Source organism: Rhizobium sp. RM, from assembly GCF_013390595.1.
In the GTDB taxonomy this organism is placed as follows: Bacteria; Pseudomonadota; Alphaproteobacteria; order Rhizobiales; family Rhizobiaceae; genus Agrobacterium.
Genome location: NZ_JACAWV010000026.1, coordinates 1 through 23,620, shown reverse-complemented (window position 1 = coordinate 23,620; position 23,620 = coordinate 1). Strand labels below are relative to the sequence as shown.

At 57.1% G+C, this 23,620-nt stretch carries 21 protein-coding genes and 1 tRNA gene; 14 read left to right on the top strand and 8 right to left on the bottom strand.

Features of this window, described 5'->3' with window-relative positions; translation table 11 throughout:
* Positions 1-88: 88 nt before the first annotated feature.
* The 14 genes from HWX89_RS25745 (at position 89) to HWX89_RS25680 (ending at position 15,889) form a co-directional block, all read left to right on the top strand.
* On the top strand, positions 89-1,084 hold the full coding sequence (locus HWX89_RS25745; protein ID WP_138791593.1) for a FecR family protein: 996 nt from the start codon (positions 89-91) through the stop codon (positions 1,082-1,084).
* Between the two features lie 131 nt (positions 1,085-1,215).
* Positions 1,216-3,498, top strand: coding sequence for a TonB-dependent receptor (locus HWX89_RS25740; RefSeq protein ID WP_138791592.1), 2,283 nt, complete (start codon positions 1,216-1,218; stop codon positions 3,496-3,498).
* Between the two features lie 17 nt (positions 3,499-3,515).
* Positions 3,516-3,824 carry a DUF2218 domain-containing protein gene (locus tag HWX89_RS25735; protein ID WP_138791591.1) on the top strand — a complete coding sequence of 103 codons (309 nt, stop codon included), beginning with the start codon at positions 3,516-3,518 and terminating at the stop codon, positions 3,822-3,824.
* 120 nt (positions 3,825-3,944) lie between these two features.
* Positions 3,945-6,125 carry a TonB-dependent receptor gene (locus tag HWX89_RS25730; protein ID WP_502707622.1) on the top strand — a complete coding sequence of 727 codons (2,181 nt, stop codon included), beginning with the start codon at positions 3,945-3,947 and terminating at the stop codon, positions 6,123-6,125.
* Between the two features lie 181 nt (positions 6,126-6,306).
* Positions 6,307-6,837 carry a 2'-5' RNA ligase family protein gene (locus tag HWX89_RS25725; RefSeq protein WP_246705313.1) on the top strand — a complete coding sequence of 177 codons (531 nt, stop codon included), beginning with the start codon at positions 6,307-6,309 and terminating at the stop codon, positions 6,835-6,837.
* 559 nt (positions 6,838-7,396) lie between these two features.
* The gene (locus HWX89_RS25720; protein ID WP_138791589.1) at positions 7,397-8,386 is read left to right on the top strand and encodes an ABC transporter substrate-binding protein; all 990 of its coding nucleotides are present in this window, start codon (positions 7,397-7,399) and stop codon (positions 8,384-8,386) included.
* 4 nt (positions 8,387-8,390) lie between these two features.
* Entirely contained in the window at positions 8,391-9,164 is a 774-nt protein-coding gene (locus tag HWX89_RS25715) for an ABC transporter ATP-binding protein (protein WP_138791588.1), read from the top strand.
* A 4-nt stretch (positions 9,165-9,168) separates the two neighbouring features.
* Complete coding sequence (locus tag HWX89_RS25710; protein WP_138791587.1) at positions 9,169-9,963, top strand: ABC transporter permease; 795 nt, start codon at positions 9,169-9,171, stop codon at positions 9,961-9,963.
* Positions 9,964-10,050: 87 nt separating this feature from the next.
* The gene (locus HWX89_RS25705; RefSeq protein WP_138791586.1) at positions 10,051-11,046 is read left to right on the top strand and encodes an isopenicillin N synthase family dioxygenase; all 996 of its coding nucleotides are present in this window, start codon (positions 10,051-10,053) and stop codon (positions 11,044-11,046) included.
* 2 nt (positions 11,047-11,048) lie between these two features.
* The gene (locus HWX89_RS25700; protein WP_138791585.1) at positions 11,049-12,020 is read left to right on the top strand and encodes a LysR family transcriptional regulator; all 972 of its coding nucleotides are present in this window, start codon (positions 11,049-11,051) and stop codon (positions 12,018-12,020) included.
* Positions 12,021-12,054: 34 nt separating this feature from the next.
* Entirely contained in the window at positions 12,055-13,407 is a 1,353-nt protein-coding gene (locus HWX89_RS25695) for a cytosine deaminase (protein WP_138791584.1), read from the top strand.
* Positions 13,408-13,505: 98 nt separating this feature from the next.
* Positions 13,506-14,315, top strand: a complete 810-nt coding sequence (locus HWX89_RS25690; RefSeq protein ID WP_138791583.1) for a cyclase family protein — start codon at positions 13,506-13,508, stop codon at positions 14,313-14,315.
* A 324-nt stretch (positions 14,316-14,639) separates the two neighbouring features.
* Positions 14,640-14,972 carry a ferredoxin gene (gene fdxA / locus HWX89_RS25685; protein ID WP_138791582.1) on the top strand — a complete coding sequence of 111 codons (333 nt, stop codon included), beginning with the start codon at positions 14,640-14,642 and terminating at the stop codon, positions 14,970-14,972.
* 26 nt (positions 14,973-14,998) lie between these two features.
* The gene (locus HWX89_RS25680) at positions 14,999-15,889 is read left to right on the top strand and encodes a dihydrodipicolinate synthase family protein (protein ID WP_138791581.1); all 891 of its coding nucleotides are present in this window, start codon (positions 14,999-15,001) and stop codon (positions 15,887-15,889) included.
* 84 nt (positions 15,890-15,973) lie between these two features.
* Here the strand turns inward: HWX89_RS25680 and HWX89_RS25675 are convergent, their stop codons facing one another.
* The 8 genes from HWX89_RS25675 to HWX89_RS25640 form a co-directional block, all read right to left on the bottom strand.
* Positions 15,974-16,897, bottom strand: coding sequence for a LysR family transcriptional regulator (locus HWX89_RS25675; protein ID WP_138791580.1), 924 nt, complete (start codon positions 16,895-16,897; stop codon positions 15,974-15,976).
* A 48-nt stretch (positions 16,898-16,945) separates the two neighbouring features.
* A complete protein-coding gene (locus tag HWX89_RS25670) occupies positions 16,946-17,722 on the bottom strand; it encodes an enoyl-CoA hydratase-related protein (protein WP_138791579.1) in 777 nt (258 codons plus the stop codon).
* Positions 17,719-18,876: a CaiB/BaiF CoA transferase family protein gene (locus HWX89_RS25665; protein ID WP_138791578.1), complete on the bottom strand. Its 1,158-nt coding sequence runs from the start codon at positions 18,874-18,876 to the stop codon at positions 17,719-17,721. The genes HWX89_RS25670 and HWX89_RS25665 overlap by 4 nt, the downstream gene beginning before the upstream one ends.
* Entirely contained in the window at positions 18,873-20,231 is a 1,359-nt protein-coding gene (locus HWX89_RS25660; protein WP_138791577.1) for an FAD-dependent oxidoreductase, read from the bottom strand. Before HWX89_RS25660 ends, HWX89_RS25665 begins: the two co-directional genes overlap by 4 nt.
* A 24-nt stretch (positions 20,232-20,255) precedes the next feature.
* Positions 20,256-21,092: an ABC transporter permease gene (locus tag HWX89_RS25655; RefSeq protein WP_138791576.1), complete on the bottom strand. Its 837-nt coding sequence runs from the start codon at positions 21,090-21,092 to the stop codon at positions 20,256-20,258.
* Positions 21,089-21,901 carry an ABC transporter ATP-binding protein gene (locus HWX89_RS25650; RefSeq protein ID WP_138791575.1) on the bottom strand — a complete coding sequence of 271 codons (813 nt, stop codon included), beginning with the start codon at positions 21,899-21,901 and terminating at the stop codon, positions 21,089-21,091. Before HWX89_RS25650 ends, HWX89_RS25655 begins: the two co-directional genes overlap by 4 nt.
* A gap of 5 nt (positions 21,902-21,906) precedes the next feature.
* Positions 21,907-22,941: an ABC transporter substrate-binding protein gene (locus HWX89_RS25645; protein WP_138791574.1), complete on the bottom strand. Its 1,035-nt coding sequence runs from the start codon at positions 22,939-22,941 to the stop codon at positions 21,907-21,909.
* Between the two features lie 360 nt (positions 22,942-23,301).
* Positions 23,302-23,378, bottom strand: a tRNA-Met gene (locus tag HWX89_RS25640).
* Positions 23,379-23,620 lie beyond the last annotated feature (242 nt).

Here is a 23,620-nt window from a genome sequence, read left to right as displayed (position 1 = left end):
CTCAACGAAAAATATCCCCGCGCTAATCGTTTCTACTGTCAGCAGGAAAATTCGGTTAAAACCTCTCGACATTCGAAGCAGGTATGATGTGACGCGGGAAGAGCAGACAAGTGAAGAGCGGCTGGAAGAGGCGATGGATTGGTTCCTGCGCCTCAACGAACCTGTACGCACCGCTGATGACGAAAAAGCTTTCGCCCTCTGGCTGAGCGGCTCTGCTGAGAACCGGCAGGCCTGGGCAAAGGCCATCAGGACTTGGGAGGTCATGGGTGCCACCGCACCGTCCCACCCATCGCTCATGCAGAACGCGCCTGCCTTTGAGCGCCGCCGCTCGCCCGACACCGGACGCGTGCGCAAAACAGCGCGCGCACGAAACATTTCAATCGCAGTCGCAGCGCTCGCCGCCTGTCTTGTTGCGGTTGTGACGGCACCCGAGATCCTGACACGAAGCAATGCCGATTACACGACGGCGACGGCAGAGGTCCGAAAGATCACGCTCGAAGACGGATCGACGGTCGAGCTTTCGGCTGCGAGTGCTCTGGCTGTGGATTTTTCGTCGGGAAGACGTCAGGTCAGGCTTCTTTCAGGACAGGCCTTTTTCGATGTTCGTCCCGATGCCAGTCGCCCTTTCACAGTCAAGACCGACGAACTTGATGTAACGGTTGTTGGCACAGCGTTCGACGTCAATATCACGTCTGAAACTGAGACGGTGCAGCTCGCGCACGGAGCGGTCAATCTGTCCGACGTCAATGGCACGGAGACCCTCAGAATGGCGGCCGGCGACACCGTAACGCTTGATCGCTCAAGCCGACGCCTCAAGCGTGCGACTGTTGACGTGGATGCCATAGCGTCCTGGCGCGACCGCAAGCTCTTTGTGCAGGACGTTCCGATATCTGCCGTGATTGCCGAGTTACAGAGATACCACCAGTCCTGGATCCAGCTCGCAAGCCTTGAGCTTGGTGATCGACGTGTGACCGGCCTCTACGATCTTTCAGACCCTGATCGTGCCCTTGAAGCGCTCGTCAGCCCCTTTGGCGGCAAAGTGCACCGCGTTTCGCCTTATCTGCGCGTCCTTGCACTTTTCTAGGCCGCTTGCGTTCCAACGCATTTTCAAAAAAATTTTCACATTGCGCTGAAAAATGCTCCGACCCTGATCGTCTTTACCCCTGAACACAGGCAAGCGGCCTGTCGATTAAGACGAATTGGAGTTGGAGCGTCATGACGCTTCTGGTGAATGGGAAACGGCAGAAAGGCCCGGCTTGCGCACAGGCATTCGCGCTTCGGCTGCTGGCATCGGTGGCGATCGCCACTCTCCCGTTTTTCACCCCGACGTCCACTATGGCACAGACCACGCAGCACCGCTTCAACATTGCCGCCCAACCGCTCGCATCCGCTCTGAATGCTTTTGGACGGCAATCCGGCCTTCAGGTCACGCTGGCTGCTACCACCTCGCAAGGTGTCACATCACGTTCAGTTTCCGGTTTGATGTCGCCGCAGGACGCCTTGGGTCAATTGCTCGAAGGCACGGGGATTTCCTACAGCATATCCAACGGCACCGCCATCATTGGCATAGAGAGCGGTCTTAATGAGACAGGCGACGAAGGTCATGTTCTGGCGCCGATCGTCGTTCAATCTCAGAATATTGGACAGGGTGATGTCGCTGAAACCGTGATTGGTCCGGATCAACTGGAGCAACTCAATCCGATCAGCATTGCCGACGTATTTCGGCAGCAGGCCGGCGTGCAGGTGGGAAGCTCACTGCCGATGTCGCAGAAGGTCTATGTCAACGGCATCGAGGAAACCAATCTGGCAATCAGCATCGACGGTGCCCGCCAGAACAACAAGGTCTTCCACCACAACGCAACCACTCTCATCGACCCTTCGATCCTGAGCGCAGTTGACGTGGATTCCGGTATCGCGCCTGCAGATGCGGGACCCGGCGCACTTGCCGGATCGATCCGTTACGAGACCAAGAAAGTGTCTGATCTTCTCGAGGACGGCAGGAGTTTTGGTGGTCTTGTAACATCTACTTACGACTTCAACAGCCGAACGACGATCTCCGGGATCTCCGGCTACGGCCGGAAGGACAGGCTGGATTTCCTCGGCTACGTCACTCTGGGCAGGGGCAACGAGTTCGATGACGGCAACGGACAACGGGTCGAGGGTACAAAGACCAATCTCTTGAGCGGCCTTGGCAAGATCGGTTACGAGTTCGAAAGCGGCGATAGGATTGAACTCAGTCATGATCGCATCATCGATGATGCACCGCGCCCATACCGGGCCAATTCCGGTTTTGTTGCAACTCCGCGCCCCTGGGAGCCGCGCCTGCGCGACTACCGGCTCGACCGGCAAAATACGGTCCTGACCTATACCGACGAGACGCCGGAGGAATGGTGGGACCCGAAGCTGCTGCTGGCTTATGGCGCGACCGACGTGACCATCCCGATCTATGGTGCAACGGGCCGGCTTTATGACGACACTGGCAAGACCTCGAGCCTCAACGGCAAGTTCGAAAACAGGTTTTCATTCGATTTCGGCAATGTCGTTTCCGGCATCGATTTTTACAGCGACAAGGCAGAACTCGACGACCCCTATGAGGGTGGCGCAGAAAAGGCCTTTAACAGAGGGCTCTACACCCAGGCTCGCCTTGAGCCATTCGACAGCACAAGACTGTCCATCGGAGGTCGGGTTGACCGCCAGCGTTTCACCGGTGTCGATGGCCGCAGTTTCAACACCACGGGCCTCAGCGGGAATGTCTCGGGCGAATATGATCTCACCGACATCATAACCGCCAAAGCCGGGTTTTCCCGCATTTCGGCCGGCGTGCCATTGACGGAAAATTTTATCATCAACCCGAAATGGGATTACGGCAGCGATGGGCCAGCCTCCGTCACGTCCAGAAACTACATGGTCGGCCTTTCGGCGCAGCACGACGGTTTCACCGCTGAGGCCAGCCTGTTTGGAACGGATATCTCCAATGCCCGCGTACCTCTCTACAGTCTTGCCACTGGAGGGGCGCTGCGGCAGCGCGACCTTCGCTCCCGGGGCTTCGAGATAGGTCTCGGCTACGAGACGGCGAGTGGTTATGTGAAGGCAAAATACGTCCATATCGACGTGGATGTGGATGGACGCCCTGCAAGCTCTGACAGTGGCAACTACCTTGCGAGCCCAGTCGGCGACATCGTCACGATCACAGCAGCACGCACCTTTGACGAGCTGAACCTGACGATCGGCGGGGATATAGAAATCGCCCCCGAATACGATCACGTCGTCGAAAATGCAGCAGGGGTCCGTACGCCCTACGCAGCCTATACGGTCGTCAATGCCTTCGCCGAGTGGAAGCCGGAAAAGCTGAACAACATCACGTTACGGGCCGAGGTCAGAAACCTCTTCAATGAGACCTACGCACAACGCGCAACCTACGGCCAGGAATTCGGCAATGTCACGCCACTTCTGGAAGCTGGACGCTCCTTCCTGATCGCGGCCAGGGCGACGTTTTGAACGGAAACGGGGGAACAATGAAAAAAGCACTGGCAATTGTTGAGACGGAGCATGCGGCCAAGTACCTGACGCAGCTTTGCAAGCATTTTGCTCACAAGGTCGACGTCTCTGTTGATGGCAATCACGGCGAATGCCGCTTCATCTGCGGGACCGCCATCCTGGACGCCGACGACCGCGAACTGCGGATCAGCGTCATGTCGCCTGACGAGGCGCAACTGCGCGAAACGAAGTCGGTGGTCGAACGACATCTTATCCAGTTCGCGTTTCGAGAAGCCATCGATGCCTTGCGATGGCAATCGCTGACAGAGGCATCCGCTCAATCCTGAAACTCAACACGATCCATTCCATCTAACAGGGGGTTAATACCAAATATGCTGAGGGGCAATTTCAACACGGGCTTGCGTAGACGCAGCCTGGCCATTCTGTCGGGCGTATCAATGCTGACAATGTCGTCGGTTCTCGCGCATGGCCAGGAAGCAGGCAGCACCGCACGAGCGGCTAACGGTTCCGATACCAGGCTTGAAACCATCGTTGTTACCGGTACATCCGAGGGCCGTCCGCCAGCGACTGGCACGATCGGCCAGCCCGCCGAGCCTTATGCCGGAAACCAGGTTGCGAAAGGTGCACGCCTTGGCGCACTGGGCAATCGATCCATCATGAAAACACCCTTCAGCGTCACCGCCTACACGGCAAGGCTGATCCGCGATCAGCAGGCGAAAACGGTTGCCGATCTGACACTCAACGATCCCTCCGTGCGCCAGGATGCGCCTGTTTACAGTGAACGCGATTCCTTCTTCATTCGCGGCTTCTCGGTGGTCAATCTCGACGTCCTCTATGATGGCCTGCCCTATATCGCCAATCCGCGTCGTAGCTTCCTTGAAGGGATCGAGCGGGTCGAGATTCTCAAAGGACCGACAGCGTTCGTGAACGGCGGCATGGGCCGCGTTGGCGGTACGATCAACCTCATTCCAAAGCGCGCAGCCGACGAACCGCTGACACGACTGACCACCAGCTACATCAGCGATAGTCAACTCTGGAACCACGCCGATATCGGTCGCCGTTTCGGCCCGGCTGGCGAGTGGGGCATCCGCGCCAATGGTTCCTACCGGTTCGGCGACACCGGGATGGATCACAATGAGATCAAGGTGGGTGTCGCATCTCTCGGGATCGATTATCGCGGAGAAGACGTGCGAGCATCGCTCGACCTCAACCATTCGACGCAGAATATCGATGCGCCAACATCGCTCTTTAACGCGGCAAAGTCGGGAATCGTTATACCGAGTGCGCCGGACGGCACGATCAATGCCGCCAGCCCGTTCGAATATCATGACAGCACCCACAACATGGCGGCTGCCCGCATCGAGTACGATATCCTCGACAATACAACGATCTATGCCGCCGCTGGCGCCAGCCGCTATCGCGAAGACTTTCTGACCTCATCCTATACAATCGAGAACTCGAACGGCGACGCGAAATCGACACTCGCGATACAACCACAACAGATCCAGGGCTTTTCGGGTGAAATCGGTTTCCGATCGGAGTTTGATACAGGCCCGGTTGGCCACCAGCTCAATGTCTCGCTACAGAAGAGCCTGAACGAAAACTATAGAGGTGGCTTCCTTCCCGGCGCACTCGGTCTTCCGGGCTCTTATGCAACCAACATCTACAATCCGGTTTTCCTGCCTGATGGCTCAGTCAACACCGGCGCTTTGCCGCGCTCCAACAACCTGCCGCTGTTTGCCGACCTTCTTTCTACCAGCGTGGCGATCTCCGATACACTTTCCTTCTTCGACGACCGCCTCGACCTCACGGTCGGTGGCCGTTATCAGGAAGTACGCTCACGCAGCTTCAACACACGGCCCGGCGCGACGCCGATCGGTCAGCAGAACTACTTCTACGAAGAGTCGCGGTTCAGCCCTGCTGTCGCTGCCAACTTCAGCGTAACGGAAAATCTATCGGTCTACGCCAACTATGTTGAAGCGTTGTCCGAGGGCGCGATCGCACCCGCAACCGTGGCGAATGCCAACGAAATCTTCCCTCCTTTCGTCCACGATCAGAAGGAGATCGGCGCCAAATATGATCTTGGCTCCTTTGCCGTCAGTGCGGCCCTTTTCGAGATCAGGCAGGAAAGCGCCTACACCAACCCGGCAACGAACACCTATGCGGTTGACGGTTTGCAGATCAATCGCGGTGTTGAACTCTCGGTATTCGGCGAGCCGGTCAACGGCTTTCGTCTTTTGGGCGGTGTGACCTTCATCGATGCCGAACTCGCCCGAACAAGCACAGCAAGAGTTGACGGCAACCGTGTGCCGGGTGTTCCGAAAACGATGATCAGCCTCTACGGCGAATATGACCTGCCCTGGGTTGAGGGACTTACCATGACAGGTCGCGTTCTCTACAGCGGAAGCACACTCTACGATCAGGCCAACACGCAAAAGATCGATGACTGGACGCGTGTCGACCTTGGCGGTCGCTACAAGTTCACCCGTGAAAACGGCAAGGCCGTTGAAATCCGGGCAAACATCGAGAATGTCTTCAACGAGAATTACTGGGCCTCGTCTGCGCGCGGCTTCCTTGCTGCGGGAGCTCCGCGAACCTTCATGCTCTCGGCATCGTTCGATTTTTGACGATAGAACCTCCCCATCGGCAATCGTGACATCATGGCCGCACCGATCAGGTGCGGCCAATCTTTTGATGCGAGACGAACCGATCAGTGCGTTTTATAGTTTCCTTGCCGGTTACACCTGCACGGCGAAATTCACCGGCTCCGCAACACGTCCTATGGGTCGGGCATGAAAGGACATTTACTTGAAGACACGCTCTCCCCTGATCGTCACGGCACGAATTGCGGAAAGCGACCTCGAACCCTTTGATCTCCTGCGAAAACGACATTTCCCGCCAGACAGGAACTTCCTGAATGCACACCTGACGATGTTTTATCGTCTGCCCGGAGAGCATCGCGACATCATTCTTGCTGCGCTCGAAACCATCACCGCAGTACACCACACGATGACTGCCGACATAACCGGTGTTCGACATCTCGGTGCCGGTGTCGCATTCTCGTTGGAGAGCGCACCGCTTGCGGCAGCCCGAAACGAGCTCAAATCCCTCTTCATCCAGTGGCTCGGTTCGCAGGACATGCAGCCCTGGCGCCCCCACATCACCATCCAGAACCGTGCACCAAAGGCTGCCGCAGACGCATTGTACAAGGACTTGCGCGCCGGCTTTTGCCCGTGCAGCATCGAGATCACCGGCATTGATCTCTGGAAATACCTCGATGGCCCATGGGAGCTGGACGCAGCGTTTCCATTTTCCGGGAATGTCGACACCAGAATTTGAACACGCATCACAGGCCAAACCCCGCTCTGTGCGCGTCGCAAATGCCATAGAATTATGGATATGGCGTTCTAATTATTAGAGCGCGTAAAATTCAGGCGCCACGTCTCCCAAAAACTTCAGTCTTTTATTATTATAAATCATGGCACTAAGACCTTTAGCCTCAGAAACCTCAGTGCGCCGCCATTACAGATGCCTGTTTTTCCATCACACCCATTCTCGAACTAAAAAACTTGCAAGAACGCAATTTCTCGTGCGACAAGAAAGCACCGAGTAGAAGCGGTCTGAACCCTGAGTTCTGGACATTGCTCGACGGATAATTCTGTCGGGGAGGCGTCTAAGTGCAGGGAAATAATCACAATAATTCGCCAGCATCCATTCAAGTTGATCATGAGCTCGAGCAGCTTCGCGACCATCCATGCTTTGCGTGCCTGATCGGGAAAAGTGTCTCAAAGCGCGCCTGTGCTCTTGCCAGGCTCGCTGAAGGCGGACTGGCACCTGGCCCGATTGACTTCCTCCATCCGTCCTTAAAATCCGAACACCTGTTGTGAAAGGCAGTCCCATGTCCCGCACCAAGCTTGCTATCTATGCGCTTTCCGCAGCCCTTGCCGCCGGCACCGCAACGGCCGCTGACAAGGTTGTCTTTCAGCTCGACTGGCTTCCAGGCGGAGACAAGGCGCCGATTTACGTATGCGTCCAGGAAGGCTTCTGTTCTGAGGCTGGCATCGAGGTCGAGATCGCCTCGGGCCGCGGTTCTACAGACGCCATATCCCGCCTTGCGGCCGCATCGTCAGACATCGGGGTTTCCGATATCGGCGCACTGATGGCCGCCCGTGCCAACGAAGGTGTCAAGGTGACCGCTGTCATGTCCCTTTTCAACAAGGGCCCACATGCATTTTATGTTGCCAAGGGCGGATCGATCGCAAGCGTCGCCGACGTCAAGGGAAAAACGATCGCGACTTCGCCATTCACATCATCCAACGTCTATCTTCCGCTCGTCCTCAAGGACGCCGGTATCGATATGGCCGATATCAAACTTGTCAAAGCTGATCCTGGTGCGCTCGGTCCAATGCTGATGACGGGCAACGCCGACGGGATCATCGCCTGGATGACCGACCTGACGCGCTACAGCAGCCAGGGCAAGGAAGCAGGCAAGGACATCATTGCATTGCCCTGGTCATCGGCCGGTCTCGAGCTTTACTCCGCGTCGCTGATAGCAAGCGATGATTTCCTTGCCAAACGTCCCCAGGTCGCCGCACGCTTTGTCGCCGCCTACCGAAAGTCCGTGGAGTTCTCCAGGCTGAACCCGCAGAAAGCCGCAGCAGCCGTAACCGCCATGGTGGCCGAACTCGGTGCCGAGGATGTCGAGGGATCGCTGAAAGACGCACTGCCACTGATCTTCAACGAGGTGACGGAGAAGGATGGTCTCGGTGTCTTTGACAAGGCTCGTCTGGCGGAAACCTGGCGCCGTGTCTCACAAGCGCAGGCAATTGATCCGGCGAAACTCGATCCGGAAACCATCGTCAACCGTACCTTCGCCGTGACGGAGTAATTTCATGACGACGCCAGCAATCTGTTTCAGGAGATTGGGCCAGGTGTTTGAAACTGCTTCCGGACGGACCGAAGCCCTCCGCGATGTCAGTTTCGAAGTCGGACGGCACGAATTCGTCTCCATTCTTGGCCCGTCAGGATGCGGAAAGTCGACCCTTCTCAGGATGATTGCAGGTCTGCTGAAACCGACATCCGGCTCGGTCGACGTCTTCGGTCTGCCTGTCGAGGGACCTCGCGATGACATCGGCATCGTGTTTCAAAAACCGACTCTGCTTCCGTGGGCGACCGTTTTAGACAACGTGCTTTTTCCCGCACGCCATAAGAGCGGCCGCATAACCGCCCAAGAGCGAGAACGCGCAGGCGAGCTTCTGGCCATGGTCGGGCTTTCAGGCTTTGAACAACGGCTGCCGGACGAACTGTCCGGCGGTATGCAGCAGCGCGTCGGAATTGCACGTGCATTGCTGATGGACCCGGACATCCTGCTGATGGACGAACCTTTCTCAGCCCTTGATGCCCTGACACGCGAGGTGATGGGTTTTGATCTACTCCGCATTTTTGCCGAACGGCCCAAGACCGTCGTGTTCATCACCCACTCGGTGAGCGAGGCGGCAATCCTGTCCGACCGCGTCCTAGTGATGACCGGAAGGCCGGGCTCCATCTTGACCGAAGTTGACGTTCCCGTCGGGCGCCCGCGCAACCCCGAAACTGTAAAGGACAAGGCGATCCATGAGCTCTCCGACTACCTCCGCGATCTCCTCCTCAAACGCCACGCGGCATAAGACCATGGCCTCCTCCACCGGTGTCTCCCGTATCAAGGCGGCTCTTGGCAGACCGGGCGTCACCACGGCCGCGGCCTTGATTGGAGCAATGCTGGTCTGGGAAGCGTTCGCCCGGGTTTTGTCGATCCCGGCCTATCTTCTTCCGCCGCCCAGCGCGATCCTGGGATCGTTTTCCTCTATCGGTTTCGAGCGCTGGACAGGGCATATCGTTGCGACACTGCGGGTGGCATTGAGCGGTTACGCCCTGTCCATCGTCATTGCCATTCCGCTCGCCGTTGTCATGATGCGCTCGCCCTTTCTCTCCAAAACACTCTATCCCTTGCTGATCGTCGTGCAGTCAACGCCGGTGGTGGCGATCGCACCGATCATCATCGTGGTACTGGGTGCAGGCGATGCGCCACGTATCGTCATCACCTGTCTCATCACGTTCTTTCCCCTCGTGGTATCAACCGCCACCGGGCTTGCGGCAACGCCGCCGGAACTGATCGAGCTGTCACGCAGCTTGCGTGCCTCCGGCTTTCGGGAAATCACCCAGATCCGTCTGCCATTTGCCGTCCCGTACATCTTCTCGGCATTGAAAATCTCGATCACGCTGGCCGTTATCGGGGCCGTGGTGGCGGAATTTTGCGCCTCTGAAGCGGGCGTTGGCTTTTTCATTCAGTTATCGACCTCGCTCTTCAAGCTTCCGCAGGCCTGGGCGGGGCTTTTTGTCCTCGCAGCCATGTCCCTCCTGCTCTTCCAGATCGTGGTCTGGACCCAGAGGTTCCTGTTTCCCTGGAGCCTGCCGAAAAACCACTAGAACCCTTCCGGAGTAGAAGCAGTCGGGCCAAGCCCGGACATTGCTCCTCAACCGCCGGTGAGCCGGCCTTCATCAAGGAGAATGCCAATGAATATGAAAGCAGATAACCTTGCCGAACTCGCCAAGGAAGCGACGATCGGTGGTATGGGAACAACCGTCGACAGGGAAATCCCCGTGATCGATCTGTCCGACTTCGAAAATCGCAAGCATGAGATTGCAGATGCGCTGTGGCAGGCCTCTGTCGATATCGGCTTTTTCCAAGTCTACAATCACGGTATCGCCCAGGACGATATCGACGCGGCATTCGACACGGCCTGGACGTTCTTCGAACTTCCGGCCGAGGTTAAAGCGAAAACCCCGATGCCGAAGGGCACCAATGCGGGTTGGGAATTCAAGGCGCAGGTAAGGCCCTCGACCGGTACACCGGATAACAAGGAAAGTTTCCAGATCACCCGTCCGGACATGATCCGCCTTGATCTTTGGCCGAGCGAAGAAGACCTCCCAGGTTTTCGCGAGAAGATGTTGCGGTTCGAGCGGCAGAACTGGGAACTCGGCATGCGCATTCTTTCGTGCTTCGCTTTGAAGATGGGGTTTGCTGAAGACTTCTTCACAACAGCCCATGATCCATCTTCAGATCAGTATCAGTCGACACTTCGACTGATCCACTACATGTCGATGGAAGATGCCAAACCGGAAGACTTCCAGTCCTGGCGCGCCGGAGCCCATTCGGATTTTGATTGCCTGACGATCCTCCACCAGAAAGAAGGTGAAGGCGGACTCCAGGTTTGCCCGGGTAAGGATGCTGCCCTGAAGGAGTGGACCGATGTTCCTCCGCGCAACGGTTACATTACCTGCAACATTGGCGACATGCTGATGCGCTGGTCGGACGACCAGTTACAATCGACGCTGCACCGCGTGCGCATGCCGAACGCGGGCGAATATATGGGACGCAGGCTTTCGCTGCCGTTCTTTTGCCAGGCAAACCGCGACGCGGTCATGCAAGGCCCGCTTGGAAAATATGAAGCGATCACCGCCGGCGAGTATCTCACACGCCGCATTAACGCCAACTTCGCCAAAAAGTGACGTTGAAGATGGTCCGCTGCGGTGACAATTTGGAACCGACAACCCGAATCCCGTCAGGCAACGGACCGATCATGCTTCATGGCCGCGCATTGCGCTACATCGACGAAGTGGCCCGGCAGGGCTCCATCCGCAAGGCGGCGAAGACACTGCATGTCGCCGCCTCCGCGGTGAACCGCTACATACTTGAGCTGGAAGAGGAATTTCAGGCGCCGATATTCGAGCGCCTGCCCCGTGGTCTGAAACTGACGAGCTCGGGCGAAATCCTGATCCAGCACATTCGCGAAACCCTGCAGGCACACCAGCGAATGCGGGCTCAGATCCAGTCCCTGAAGGGTTTGCATCGGGGTGAGGTTGTGCTTGCAACCATGGCAACCCTTGCAGCCGGCTGCATTGCCGATATCGTTTCCGCCTATCGTGAAAAACACCCGCAGGTGCGACTGCGGATCATGGTCGGTGACAGGGCGGGCGTGACCGAAATGGTCGCCCTCGGTCAGGCAGATATGGCTATCGCCTACAATCTGCCTGATGATTCCCGCCTTCAGCGCGCAGCCGAATTCCGCCATGTGTTTGGAGCCGTTGTCGCGCCCGATCATCCGCTTTCCGTTCGAAAGAGCGTACGAATGTCGGAATGCCTGCTTTATCCTCTGGTGCTGGCGGACCGGTCGCTTTCACTTCGGGAGGTGGTCGAAGCAACGGTCCCGGCCCGCGCCACACTCTCCCCTGTCGTCGAAACCAACTCGATGGAACTGATGAAGCGGCTTGCTCGAACGGCGCCGCATATCACCTTCCTCAATCGGCTGGACATCGACCGCGAAATGGCAACCGGTGATCTCGTCTTCATCCCGCTGACCGGCACCGGTTCGCTTCAGAAACTCAACATACTCCACCGCGCACGCGGATCGCTTTCTCCTGCAGGAAGCCATTTCATGCAATTCGCACAAGAGCGTCTGGCTACCTCACTTGGTGAGCAGTGACTTCATCCCGACCATTCGTCAGAGACCATCATCCATGAACGATTTCCCCCTGTTAAACGGCCTTGCCGCCCGTCTGGCGAGACCGGGTCGATTTACGCTAGCCGAGGCCCGCGTACCGCAATCACTCCTGGGAAGCGAGACGCCTGCTTTCGCCGAAATTGACCGGGACGGTTCGGTCCTTGTCGATATCATGATCGAGGGCGGCAGGATCACCGCTGTCACACCTTCCTCGTCAGGCAGGAACGACGATGCGATTTCGCTGGATGGGCGCCACGTGTGGCCGCTGCTGGTCGACGCCCATGCTCACCTCGACAAGGGGCATACGATGGGACGCGCGCCGGAGTCGGGGGGTACACATCCGGGCGCCCGGGCGGCAACAACTGCCGATCGCCTTGCCCACTGGAATACGCACGACCTTTTGCGCCGTATGGAGTTCGCGCTTTCGACGGCGGATGCCCATGGTGTTTCAGCTATCCGCACCCACCTCGACAGTCACGAAGGACAGGCGGAAATCACCTGGAACGCTTTCGCGCAAATGAGGGAACGCTGGAAAGATCGCATCACGCTGCAGGCCGCCGGCCTTGTGCCGCTTGATGCCTACCGTGAAGAGCACGGGACACGCCTCGCTGATATTATTGCCGGCCACGGTGGCCTTCTCGGAGGCGTCACCCGTGCCTCTGGCGGCACCCATGGTTCCGGTCTTGATGATATCGATGCACTGCTTGACCGGATGTTCGTTCTCGCCGGCGAACGGGGGCTCGATATCGATCTTCATGTCGATGAAGCGGCGCAAGCAGACGCCTTGCCGCATGTGGCACGTGCCACGATCCGCCATGGATACGAAGGGCGCGTTACCTGCGGCCATTGCTGCTCGCTCGCACTTTTGAGTGACGACGTCCTGCGCGACCGGATCGCGTTGATCGCCGATGCAGGTATTTCGATTATCACATTGCCGACGGTCAATATGTATCTGCAGGACCGCGAACCGGGACGGACACCTCGCTGGCGCGGCGTCACACCGGTCAAGGAGTTGCGGGCGGCAGGGATCACCGTTGCAACGGCGGGAGACAACTGTCGCGACCCGTTTTTTGCATACGGTGATCACGACATGCTGGACACATGGCGTCAATCTGTCCGTATCCTGCATCTCGATCACCCTTATGGTGACGCTGCAGCTCTTGCCGGGCCAGAACCAGCAAGAATCATGGGTATCGAGGCCGGTATCATTGGCTTCGGACGACCGGCAGATCTGATGATCCTGGAGGCGTGGAGCATCGACCAGGTCATCGCCCGCCCCCACGCTGACCGGCTGATCCTGCGCCGTGGCGTGTTTGCAAATCGTACCCTTCCCTCCTACAGCCTGCTAGGAGGCCGAATAACGCAATGAAGCGCCCGAGCCGTTGACGGTCATACACCGCACGCACTTGCGCGATTTCAGCTTTAGGTTACGGTTGGGAGAGGGATTTCAACGGAGGGAAAGCAGGCATGTGCAATCACTGCGTGATGGAAGGCGTCAAGCGCAATATGCTTTCTCGGCGTCTGTTGTTCAAAGGCGCTGCTGCGGCAGGCGTCGCGTTGGCAGCCGGCGGTTTGATGACACCCGTTCTCGCCCAGACGGCAAAACAGGTCGTTGATCTTACCCACGCTTACGATTCCACCTTTCCAACATTTGATGGCAAGCCCGGGATCGAATTCGAGTGGGCGGCAGAAATCGCCAAGGACGGCTATCAGCTTCATAAGCTGACCATCTTTGAACATACGGGAACCCATATCGACGCGCCGCTCCACTTCAGCGCCGACGGGGCAAGTGTCGACGAACTCGAGCCGCAAAAACTTGTGGCACCGCTTGTTATCATCGACATCACGGACCGCGCCAAAGATGAAGCAAACGCAACGATCGAAGCAGCCGACATCGAAGGCTGGATCAGTGCTAATGGCGATATTCCGGCAGGCGCGGTGGTCGCTCTGCGATCCGGTTGGGCGACGAAGGTCAAAGAACCGGCTTTCAGGAATGACGACGCCGGAAAATTTGCGTTCCCCGGTTTCGGGAAGTCGGCGACCGATTTGCTGCTCAAGCTTGATACCGTCGCGATCGGTGTCGATACTCTGTCCCTCGATCCGGGCAACTCTGCCGATTTTGCAGTCCATAATTCCTGGCTGCCCGCAGGCCGCTACGGGATCGAAGGTTTGAACAATCTGGAAGCCCTGCCAGTCAAGGGCGCAACGATTATCGTCGGCGCCCCGAAACACCGTGGCGGAACAGGTGGGCCTGCACGCGTTCTGGCGTTGGTCTGATCGCAACTATCCCAAGCTATTTGTGGGGCCAGATCGAGGCTCTCACACTGACAAAACAGCGGCGAATTAATTTCACCTGTCTTCAGGCGCGTCACTGGAGATGTTCCCAGAGGGCCGGTTGCATAACTCTGTGGCGGGCATAAAGGTTTGGCTTGAGTTTAAGCGGGGTCGCACGCATCCATCTGGGAAACTCCCGCCAAACTTGCCACCCACTTGACCCCTATAGCGTTGCCAAAACGGCAATTGATAAAGCGAAAATCGGTACTTTATTCGAACAACAGCCGTAGACATTATGGTCCCGTCAACAAGCACGGGAAACCGCCGATGGCCTATATCATTACCGATCCCTGCATCGATGTTAAGGATGGCGCCTGCACTGTCGCCTGCCCGGTTGACTGTATCTACGAGGGTGGCCGGATGTTTTACATTCACCCTGACGAGTGCATCAACTGCGGGCTTTGCCTGTCGATCTGTCCCGTCGATGCCATCATGTGGGATCAGGAAGTGCCCGATGAAAAGTCTTCGTATCTCGCTGTCAACCGCGACTTTTTTGGCGTTGCGGTAACCGGGCTCGGTTCGCCGGGTGGATGGGACAAGTCGCAGAGCTTGGCAAACGACCACCCCTATGTGGCTGCCTATCAGAAGATGCCGTCGTGAATGCCGATCAACAACGGGAGGAACCAATGAAAAGCACAGATATCTATGGCGTCATAGCCGCCGTTCCGACACCCTTGAATGTTAATGGGGAAATCGATCTCGATGCTTTCGTTGAGCATTGCACGTTCTGTCTGTCGAACGGCTGCGATTTCCTCAATGTCCTGGGGACGACAGGGGAAGCGAACGGGTTCTCAGCCGATGAGCGCGTCACCCTCATGCAGCAGGCGGCAAGCCGCCTTGATCCAAACAAGCTGATGGTGGGAACGGGTACGCCAGATATCGAGACAACCGTACGACTGACGACACTCGCTCATTCTCTCGGTTATGCTGCAGCTCTTGTCCTTCCGCCGTTTTATTACAAGCCGGTCGAGGAGGACGGGTTGTTTGCCTATTTTGAACAGGTTGTCACGCGGACCGCTGCAAGCCCGATCGCGATTTACCTTTATAACTTCCCCCAACTCACCGGCATCGAATTCTCGCCGGCGCTGGCCAAACGGCTGATTGAAGCTTTTCCCGACCGCATCAAGGGGGCCAAGGACAGCAGCGGCAACCTCGCCTATGCTCGCCAACTGGCGCATATTGATAATTTCGCCGTATTTCCGAGCAACGAGGCCTCTCTTGCCGACGCCGCACGCGACAATTTCGCTGGGTGTATCTCCGCGACCGTCAACATCGATCCAGCCGCCTCCCAACACCTTTGGAACCATCAGGAGGATGCGGCGGCTCTTGCGCATGTCACTCGCCTGAGGAGCGCCATAACCGCCCATCCATTGATCTCGGCTGTAAAATATCTCGTTGGTCTGCGATCTGGAAATGAGCGCTGGAACCGGGTTCTCGCACCAAATCTGGCGATTACCGATAAACACCGCCAGACACAGTTGAAAGACGTTGCGCCCGTCTCGGTCGCTGCGGCCTGATACATCACCGCTTCTCGCAGCCTGCGAAAGCGGGCCGCGACCAGATTAGAGCACTCCATACGTTGGGAGGCTTGATATCCTCTGTCACCTGTCCAGGATAGAGCGGATTTTTTCCTCGAAGCGCTGCAAGTCCGATACCAGTGCCTCAACGACGACTTCCGTGGCGCGCGTCAATTTGCGATATCGCGGCACCACGATGCCAACCTGAAGGTTCTGGAGCTGCGAGCCCGCCAGAGGGATTGCAGCGATTTCTCCAGATTCCAGTTCGCGGACCAGACCAAGCGGCGTGAAGAAGGCCACGCCTTCGCCTGCCATGATCAGCGGCTTCAGCATCATCTGGTTGTTCGTGGCAACCATGGTTCGGGCAAATTTGTTCAGAGCAGCGAGCTCGACGGCAATCATCGAGCTGATCACTTCATTGTCCAGTTGCAGCAACAGGTTGAACTGGGCGCATTCCTGAAGCGTGACCGATTTCTGGCGTGCCAGTGGATGGCTGCCAGCGACGATCGCCATCAGCGGCATGTGAATGCCGGAGACCAGCCTGATGTCATGCGGTCGCGACAGATCGAAGGTGATACCGACATCGACGTCGCCATCGTTGAGAAGCCGGAAAATATTGGTGTAGCTGTCGTTGCGGATGCGGAAATCGACGCCGGGATGCTTCCTGTGAAAGCCCATCACGAAATCCGGCATGAACTGGATCGACAGGCTGTCAAGCATCGCTATGTGGACCCGGCCAATGCTCTTGCCTTTCAGATCCCCGATATCCGATCGCATGATCTCGAACTGTTGCAGCGTGCCCACGGCATGGCGCAGCACGATCTCACCGGACGGAGTGAGCCGCAATCCATTCGAAAACCTCTCGAAAAGCGGCGTCCCGAGTTCGTCTTCGAGCTTCTTGATCTGACGGCTGACAGCAGAGGTCGCGACATGCAGCTCTTCCGAGGCACGACGGATAGAGCCATAACGCGCGACTTCGGTGAAATACCTCAGAATATTTGCATGCACACCGCACCTCCAGCCATTGATCCGGTCAATGCTGATGGCATAGCACGGTCAACGGCCCTGCCAAACAGGAGCACGCTTTTCTCGGAAAGCGACGACACCTTCCTGCGCATCCTCGCTCTGCAATGCCCGGATAAGCGCCGGGGTGCGGAGTGCCTGTGCTTCCGCGACATTGAGATGTCCGGTCCGGTTGACCGTCTGCTTGATCGCCTTAAGAGACAGCGGGGCGCAGGCGACGATTTCCGCCACCCAGCGATCGACGGCAGCATCGAGTTCCGCGGCCGGGACGATCTCATTGACGATACCGAAATTCTGCATCTCGGCAGCACTGAATCGGCGTCCCGTCAGCATGACGCCCATGGCCTGATTGAAAGGGATCTTGCGCTGTAACAGCACCATACCCCCGTCGAGCGGCATACGTCCGACCCGCGCCTCGGGCAGACCGAAACTGGCCGTCTCAGCTGCAATGACGATATCGCAGCCAAGCACCATTTCGAAACCACCGCCCAGTGCATAACCATTCACCCTTGCGATAACAGGGACATCAAGTGTCTTTCGAAACGCCAGGCCACCAAACCCGTTTGTTCGGGTTTGGGCCCAATATTCCAGTCCGGAGGCCCCACTTCCGCCTTTGAGATCGGCGCCGGCACAAAATGCCTTTTCACCTGCCCCCGTGACGACAACACAACTGATGTCGTCCCTCCGCTCAATATCCGACCAGATGGCGTCGAGGGTACTTTCTGTCTCGGCATCGACCGCGTTCAACCGGTCGGGCCTGTTGAGGGTGATCCGCGCGACACGGTTTTCGACAGAGAATAGAACGGTCACGCCGCATCTCCCTGCAACTCGGCAATCGACCGCAATATCTCTTCGTTGTGCTGACCAAGCGTCGGAGGCTTCAGACGAACCGAAACAGGAGCCCTCGACATCTCGATCGGCGATCCGATGACACGGACCGGGCCGGCAGGCGTTTCACCTGCATCAAGTATGAGATTGTTGATGATCGTCTGCTCATCTTCCAGCGCTTCGGGCAACGAGCGGACAGGTGCGCACAGGATGTCCACCTCCTCCAGACGTCCCAACCAGTATGCCGTGGTATTCGTGAGGTAACGAGCCCGGAAGATGGCATGGAGTTGCGGCCGGGTGGTAGCCTGAGCGTCGAAGTCTGCATGTTCCGCCTTTGCTGAAAGGTCTTCAATCTCAAGGGCGGTGCAGATGTCCCGCAGCGGGTTTGCCTTGAAGGCCCCTACCATGACCAGTGCGCCATCAGACGTGTCAAACACCCCGCTCAGCGGGAAGGATGACCAGTTCAGCTCCTTGCCACGCATCATATGCATGGTGCCTTCCTGCATCTGGGCGGCGATCAGGGAACTGTACAGACTGACAGCAACTTCCTGTCCTTCCCCCGTCTTCTGGCGATGCAGCAGTGCCAGAAGGATACCCTGGACCAGATGCATGCCGGCGGAGTAGTCGGCTATCGTTGTGGAATAGATTGCCGTTGGATGCGTGTAGTCGGATTTTCTTTGCATCACACCGGTCATCGCTTGCGCGAGTGTATCTTGGCCCCCCTTGTGGCGATAAGGACCCTCAACACCGAACCCCGTTCCGACAGCATAGATGATGCGCGGGTTGATTTTTTTGAGGTCCTCATAACCGAAGCCCATGCGCTCCATCACGCCGGGGCGGAAATTGTTGACGACGACATCGGCATTGCGCAGAAGTTCCCGCACCGCGCTGCACGCATCCTTGTCCTTCAGATCAAGAGCCAGGCTACGCTTGTTGCGATTGAGTGAGGTAAATACCGGATTATTGAGGCCGTCGGGGTCAGAACCGACGGACCAGCGCGAAAGATCGCCAATCCTGGTTTTTTCGATCTTGATGACATCAGCACCGTAATCAGCCAGCATCTGCGTGCAGCAGGGTCCGAGCATCACCTGAGTAAAGTCGATGACGCGTACGCCATCCAGTGGAAGACTTGTCATTCTGCGGCCTCCAGATAGGTTGCATTGGCGGAGGGGATGTCACCTGGATCAGCGCCCTGCGAACGTAGTGTTTTTTGAATGGTGGCGATATCCGCCTTTCGCGCAACGACACCGGCGTTAAGGGCGACGGTTGCCGCGACACCGGCGGCCTCCCCCATTGCCATGCAAGGCGGGATTTCCCGGCTCGATTTCTGAGCCTGTGGAGTGGCTGAGTAATGGCGCCCGGCGACGATAAGATTGTCCACTTCCCTTGGAAGCATCGCCCGATAGGGTGTGTAATAGTCCCGACCGCGGCAAACCGTATCGAAAAAGTGGCGGCGATCCATGACGTCGTCCTTCGTCACGACATAGGAGCCTTCCAGGAGACGGGTCTGCCGCACGCCGGTCTGCGGTGCGAAATCCACTACATAGGCATTTTCGAAGCCAGGCATTTTCTCGCGCGCAAAATCGAGGAGCCTTGCGATACGGCTGCGGCCTTCTATTTCTGCCTTGGTCAGGTCTTCGACTTTAAGGCCGCTGAGTGTGGGCATATGCGGGCAATTGAGCCAGATCACACCGGGCAGTGGCGTTTTCAGCCACCAGAAGGACCAGCATCCTCCAATCAGGCGCTTGGCCTCGTGGTCGAGACGCTTGAAAGCCTCCGGGTCTTCCTGCTCGAAACGCTCGGCAGCATCTGTGTCAACGCCACCCCAACGAGATACCGTCGTGAGGATGAAGTCGGACTTGACGTGTGAGGCCCCGGCACTCGCTGCCACGTCGAGATCACCCGTCGTATCGATGATGACGTCGCCCATGATGGCCTGCATGCCATCCTTGGTCTGGCAAACGACCCCGGTGATCTTGCCGTCCTCGACGATCGCGGAAGAAAACCAGCTATGCAGGCGAAGCTTCACCTTGGCCTCAGCCATCATGTCATAGGCAGCACGTTTAAACCCATCAGGATCGAAGGCTGCTGAATAGCAGATAGGATGCGGCATCGACTGGGTATGAAAATCAAAGAGACCCCAGCGCGCCCAGCGTTGCCATGCCTCCGGTGTATCACGAAATTCAATCAGGCGGTCCCGGTCCGTGGGCGTAACGCAGAGGTCCCAACGTTTCATCCGCTCGATCATTTCGAAGCAGATACCTTTGACGGTGATCTCAAGCTCGTTGACCATGTCGTCCAGCACCAGCACCATGCCGCCAGATGCGAGCCCACCAAGATAGGGATAACGTTCAATGAGCGTGACTGTGGCGCCATTGCGTGCAGCCGAGACGGCTGCGGAAATGCCGGCAGGCCCGCCACCAACCACGACAACGTCCGAACGATCGACAACGGCTATCGTGCGCGCAGGCACGTTAATGACCTGGTTCATAATCATTTTCCTTTTTTGAAAAGCCTAGTGCTGTCCGGCCGGTTTCCAACGGATGACTTTCGCCTCAATCACCGAGACGATAGAAAACAGGACAACTGCGAGCAAAGCAGCGATCACGACCGTGGCGTAGAGCAACGGCGAGCGGAAATTATAGGTCGCCTCGATGATCAGCGCGCCGAGGCCGAATGTTGAGCCGATCCACTCTGCAACGATCGCTCCCATCACGCTGCTTGTGGCGGCAATCTTGAGGGCAGCAAACAGAAACGGCAGCGAACTTGGAATACGAACCTTCCAGAGAATTTCCGTATTGCTCGCTGACAAAACCCGCATCAGATCCAGCATCGCAGGACTTGCGGACCTCAAACCCTGCACCATGTTGACCAGTGTAGGGAAGAAGCAGATCAAACCTGCAATGATGATCTTGGGCGCGATGCCGTTTCCGAAGATCAGAACGAGGATCGGTGCAAGCGCGATGATCGGAATAGCCTTGATGAAGACCGCGATCGGGTAAAACGCCTTTTCGGCCATCGAGCTGTGCACGAACCAAATGGCAAGCAGAACCGCGACCAGGTTGCCGAAGATGAAGCCCAGCAAGGCTTCCATCAGTGTCGGCAACAGATTTTTCATCAGGATCGGTGCGTTTTCACCGAAGGCGTGAAACACGTCGACCGGGCTTGGAGCCATGAACGTCGGTACTTCGAAAAACCAGACGACAAGTTGCCAGACCGCGATGCAGGCCGCGCCCGCAAGAATGGCCGGCAAACGGGAAGAAATTCCGTCAGCCACTCCATCTAGAACGGCCAGACGCCGCTGGGAGGCAGATGCGCGGTCTTGTCTTTGAGACTGGGCTACGTCGCTCATAGGCACTCCTCCAGCATTGCACGCAAATGCGCTGTGACCTTGATGAACTCCACTGTGTCGCGCATCGCCAGCGAACGAGGATATGGAATGTCGATGTTGATGAATTCCTTGACGCGGCCCGGATGCGCCTGAAGCATCAGGACTTTCTGGCCCAGGAAAGCTGCTTCAGGAATGGAGTGTGTTACGAACAGGACCGTCGTGCCGGTTTCCTGCCAGACCCGCAAAAGCTCTTCGTTGAGCTTGTCGCGCGTGATTTCATCCAGCGCACCAAACGGCTCGTCCATCAACAGGATGCGTGGGCGAGTGACAAGTGCTCGGGCAATTGCGACGCGCTGACGCATTCCGCCGGAAAGCTCGTGCGGCATGGCATTTTCACGCCCTTTCAAACCCACCAGTGCCAATAGTTCGGCCGGGTCGGCATAGGACGATTTGTCGTGCTTCCCAACCTCGATCGGCAGCCTGACATTGTCGATCGCGTTGCGCCAGGGAAGCAGCGTTGCGTCCTGAAACACGAAGGCGAAATCGCGGTTTTCACGTGCCTCTTTAGGGGTGCGGCCGAAAACCGATATCGACCCGGAACTGATGTGCACAAGGTCTGCAATGCAGCGCAGAAGAGTGGATTTTCCACACCCTGACGGACCGAGCATCGTTACGAATGACCCTTCAGGAATGTCGAGTGTAACGTTCGAAAGGGCTGTAAATTCGTTGTTCCTGTCTCCAAATCGGATATCGAGGTTCTTGATGGAAACCGCAGCCTCGGCCCCGCTTTCAAGCGGGTCCGGCGGCAAAATTTTTGCTGCGCTGATCATGACCGTTATCCAACCTGTTTGCGAGCAGCAGCGCTGGCCTCAAGAATGTCGAAGGAAACGACTTCGTCGACGGTCGGAACCTTGTCTTTGAATTGTCCGAGATCGGCATAGGCCTTGATCTGAGCTTCCCAGTTCTCACGGGTCATCCCGCCCCAGCCGTTTTGCCTGGTCGCATCTCCGAACGAGAATTCGATCGCTGGTTTGACCGCCTCAAGTTCGCTCGCCTTGTCGAAATTGGGGTATTCCTCCACAAGGATATCGACGGCTTCCTGCGGATTATCCTTCACATAGCCCCAGCCTTTCGCCGCTGCATTTGTGAAACGCGTGAGAACATCCGCCTGTTCGCCCAGTGCCTTGTCGGTGGCGTAATAGACGTTTGCGTAAAGCTGCAAACCTGCGTCCCAGAGCATCAGATCAACGCGATCGGCACCCAGAACCTTCAGGGCGTTCACATTTGTGGACCAGCCCGTTACGGCGTCCGCCTGCCCGGTCAGAAGCTGGTTCATGTCCGACCCCATGTTGACCATTTTTACCTGGTCCTCCGGAATGCCATTCTTGGCGAGAAGCGCGCGCAGGAGAATGAACGCCGTCGGCTGGGTGGCGATCGTCTTGCCGATCATATCCTTCGGGTCTCGGATCGGAGACTTGTTGAGAGAATAGTAGGTGAAGGGGTGTTTGTGATAACCGGCCAGGAATGCCTTAATCGGCGCACCTGCACCTCGCGCCAGCATGACCGATGGGCTTGAGGACGTCTGTCCGATGAGGGATTGGCCTGCGGCAACCCCGGTCACGCCGTCAACACTCGGACCACCTGGAACAACGGTTAGTTCGATACCCTGCTCCTGAAAGAAACCCTTCTTCCTGGCGACAATCTCTCCGAGAAGTCCGTTGGAGGCGAGCCAACCCAATTGCATACGGACCTCGGCAATATCCGAAGCTTTCCCGGCTCTGATGTCAATAAAGCTCGATGTTGAAGCAAGGCCGCCGACGATGGCGGTATTCTTCATGAATGAGCGACGGCTCATCGTAAAATCCGGCATGGTAGTTCCCCTTATTGAATGACGATCGTCATTTCTATTTTGATTAAGGGGATGTTGACCGAAACATGCGTTCTAATAAAGAACAATAATTCGTGATTTGAATTGCCAAAACGGCAACACCGAGACCCGTCAGGCCGCAGAACCGAGGCTGTATCGGGCGCTCGCCATCGTCATATCTGAGGATGTGAGCACTCCGGCGCCTTGGACTTGGCGTTGCCGCCCTCTGCCGTTCGGCCCAAAACCTATATTTCTACATTAATCGAAGGCTGATCCCGCGTTATTGGAGTCCCCTTGCGGGTGCTTTCGAGACGTTTTGTTTGTAGTTATTCTGGGAGGGTATTTTGTGCTTTGTGGGGATATTGGTTGCGGGGGCAGGATTTGAACCTGCGGCCTTCAGGTTATGAGCCTGACGAGCTACCGGGCTGCTCCACCCCGCGTTATCTAGGCGACGCTTGCGTCGTCCGAACCAGCGCAAATCCAGAGGATTTGTCGCGACAGAGCAAACACGATGTGTTTGCGTTCTCCGATTTTTGCCGACGGCAAAATATCGCAATGACTTTGCCTTTGGCGAAGTCTCATTCAGCAGATTTGTCTGCTGAGAAGTTGATATTATAACAAAAAAGGCCGCGATGTGCGGCCTCTGTTATGGGCTTGAGGCCCTTATGTGATGAGAAGATTT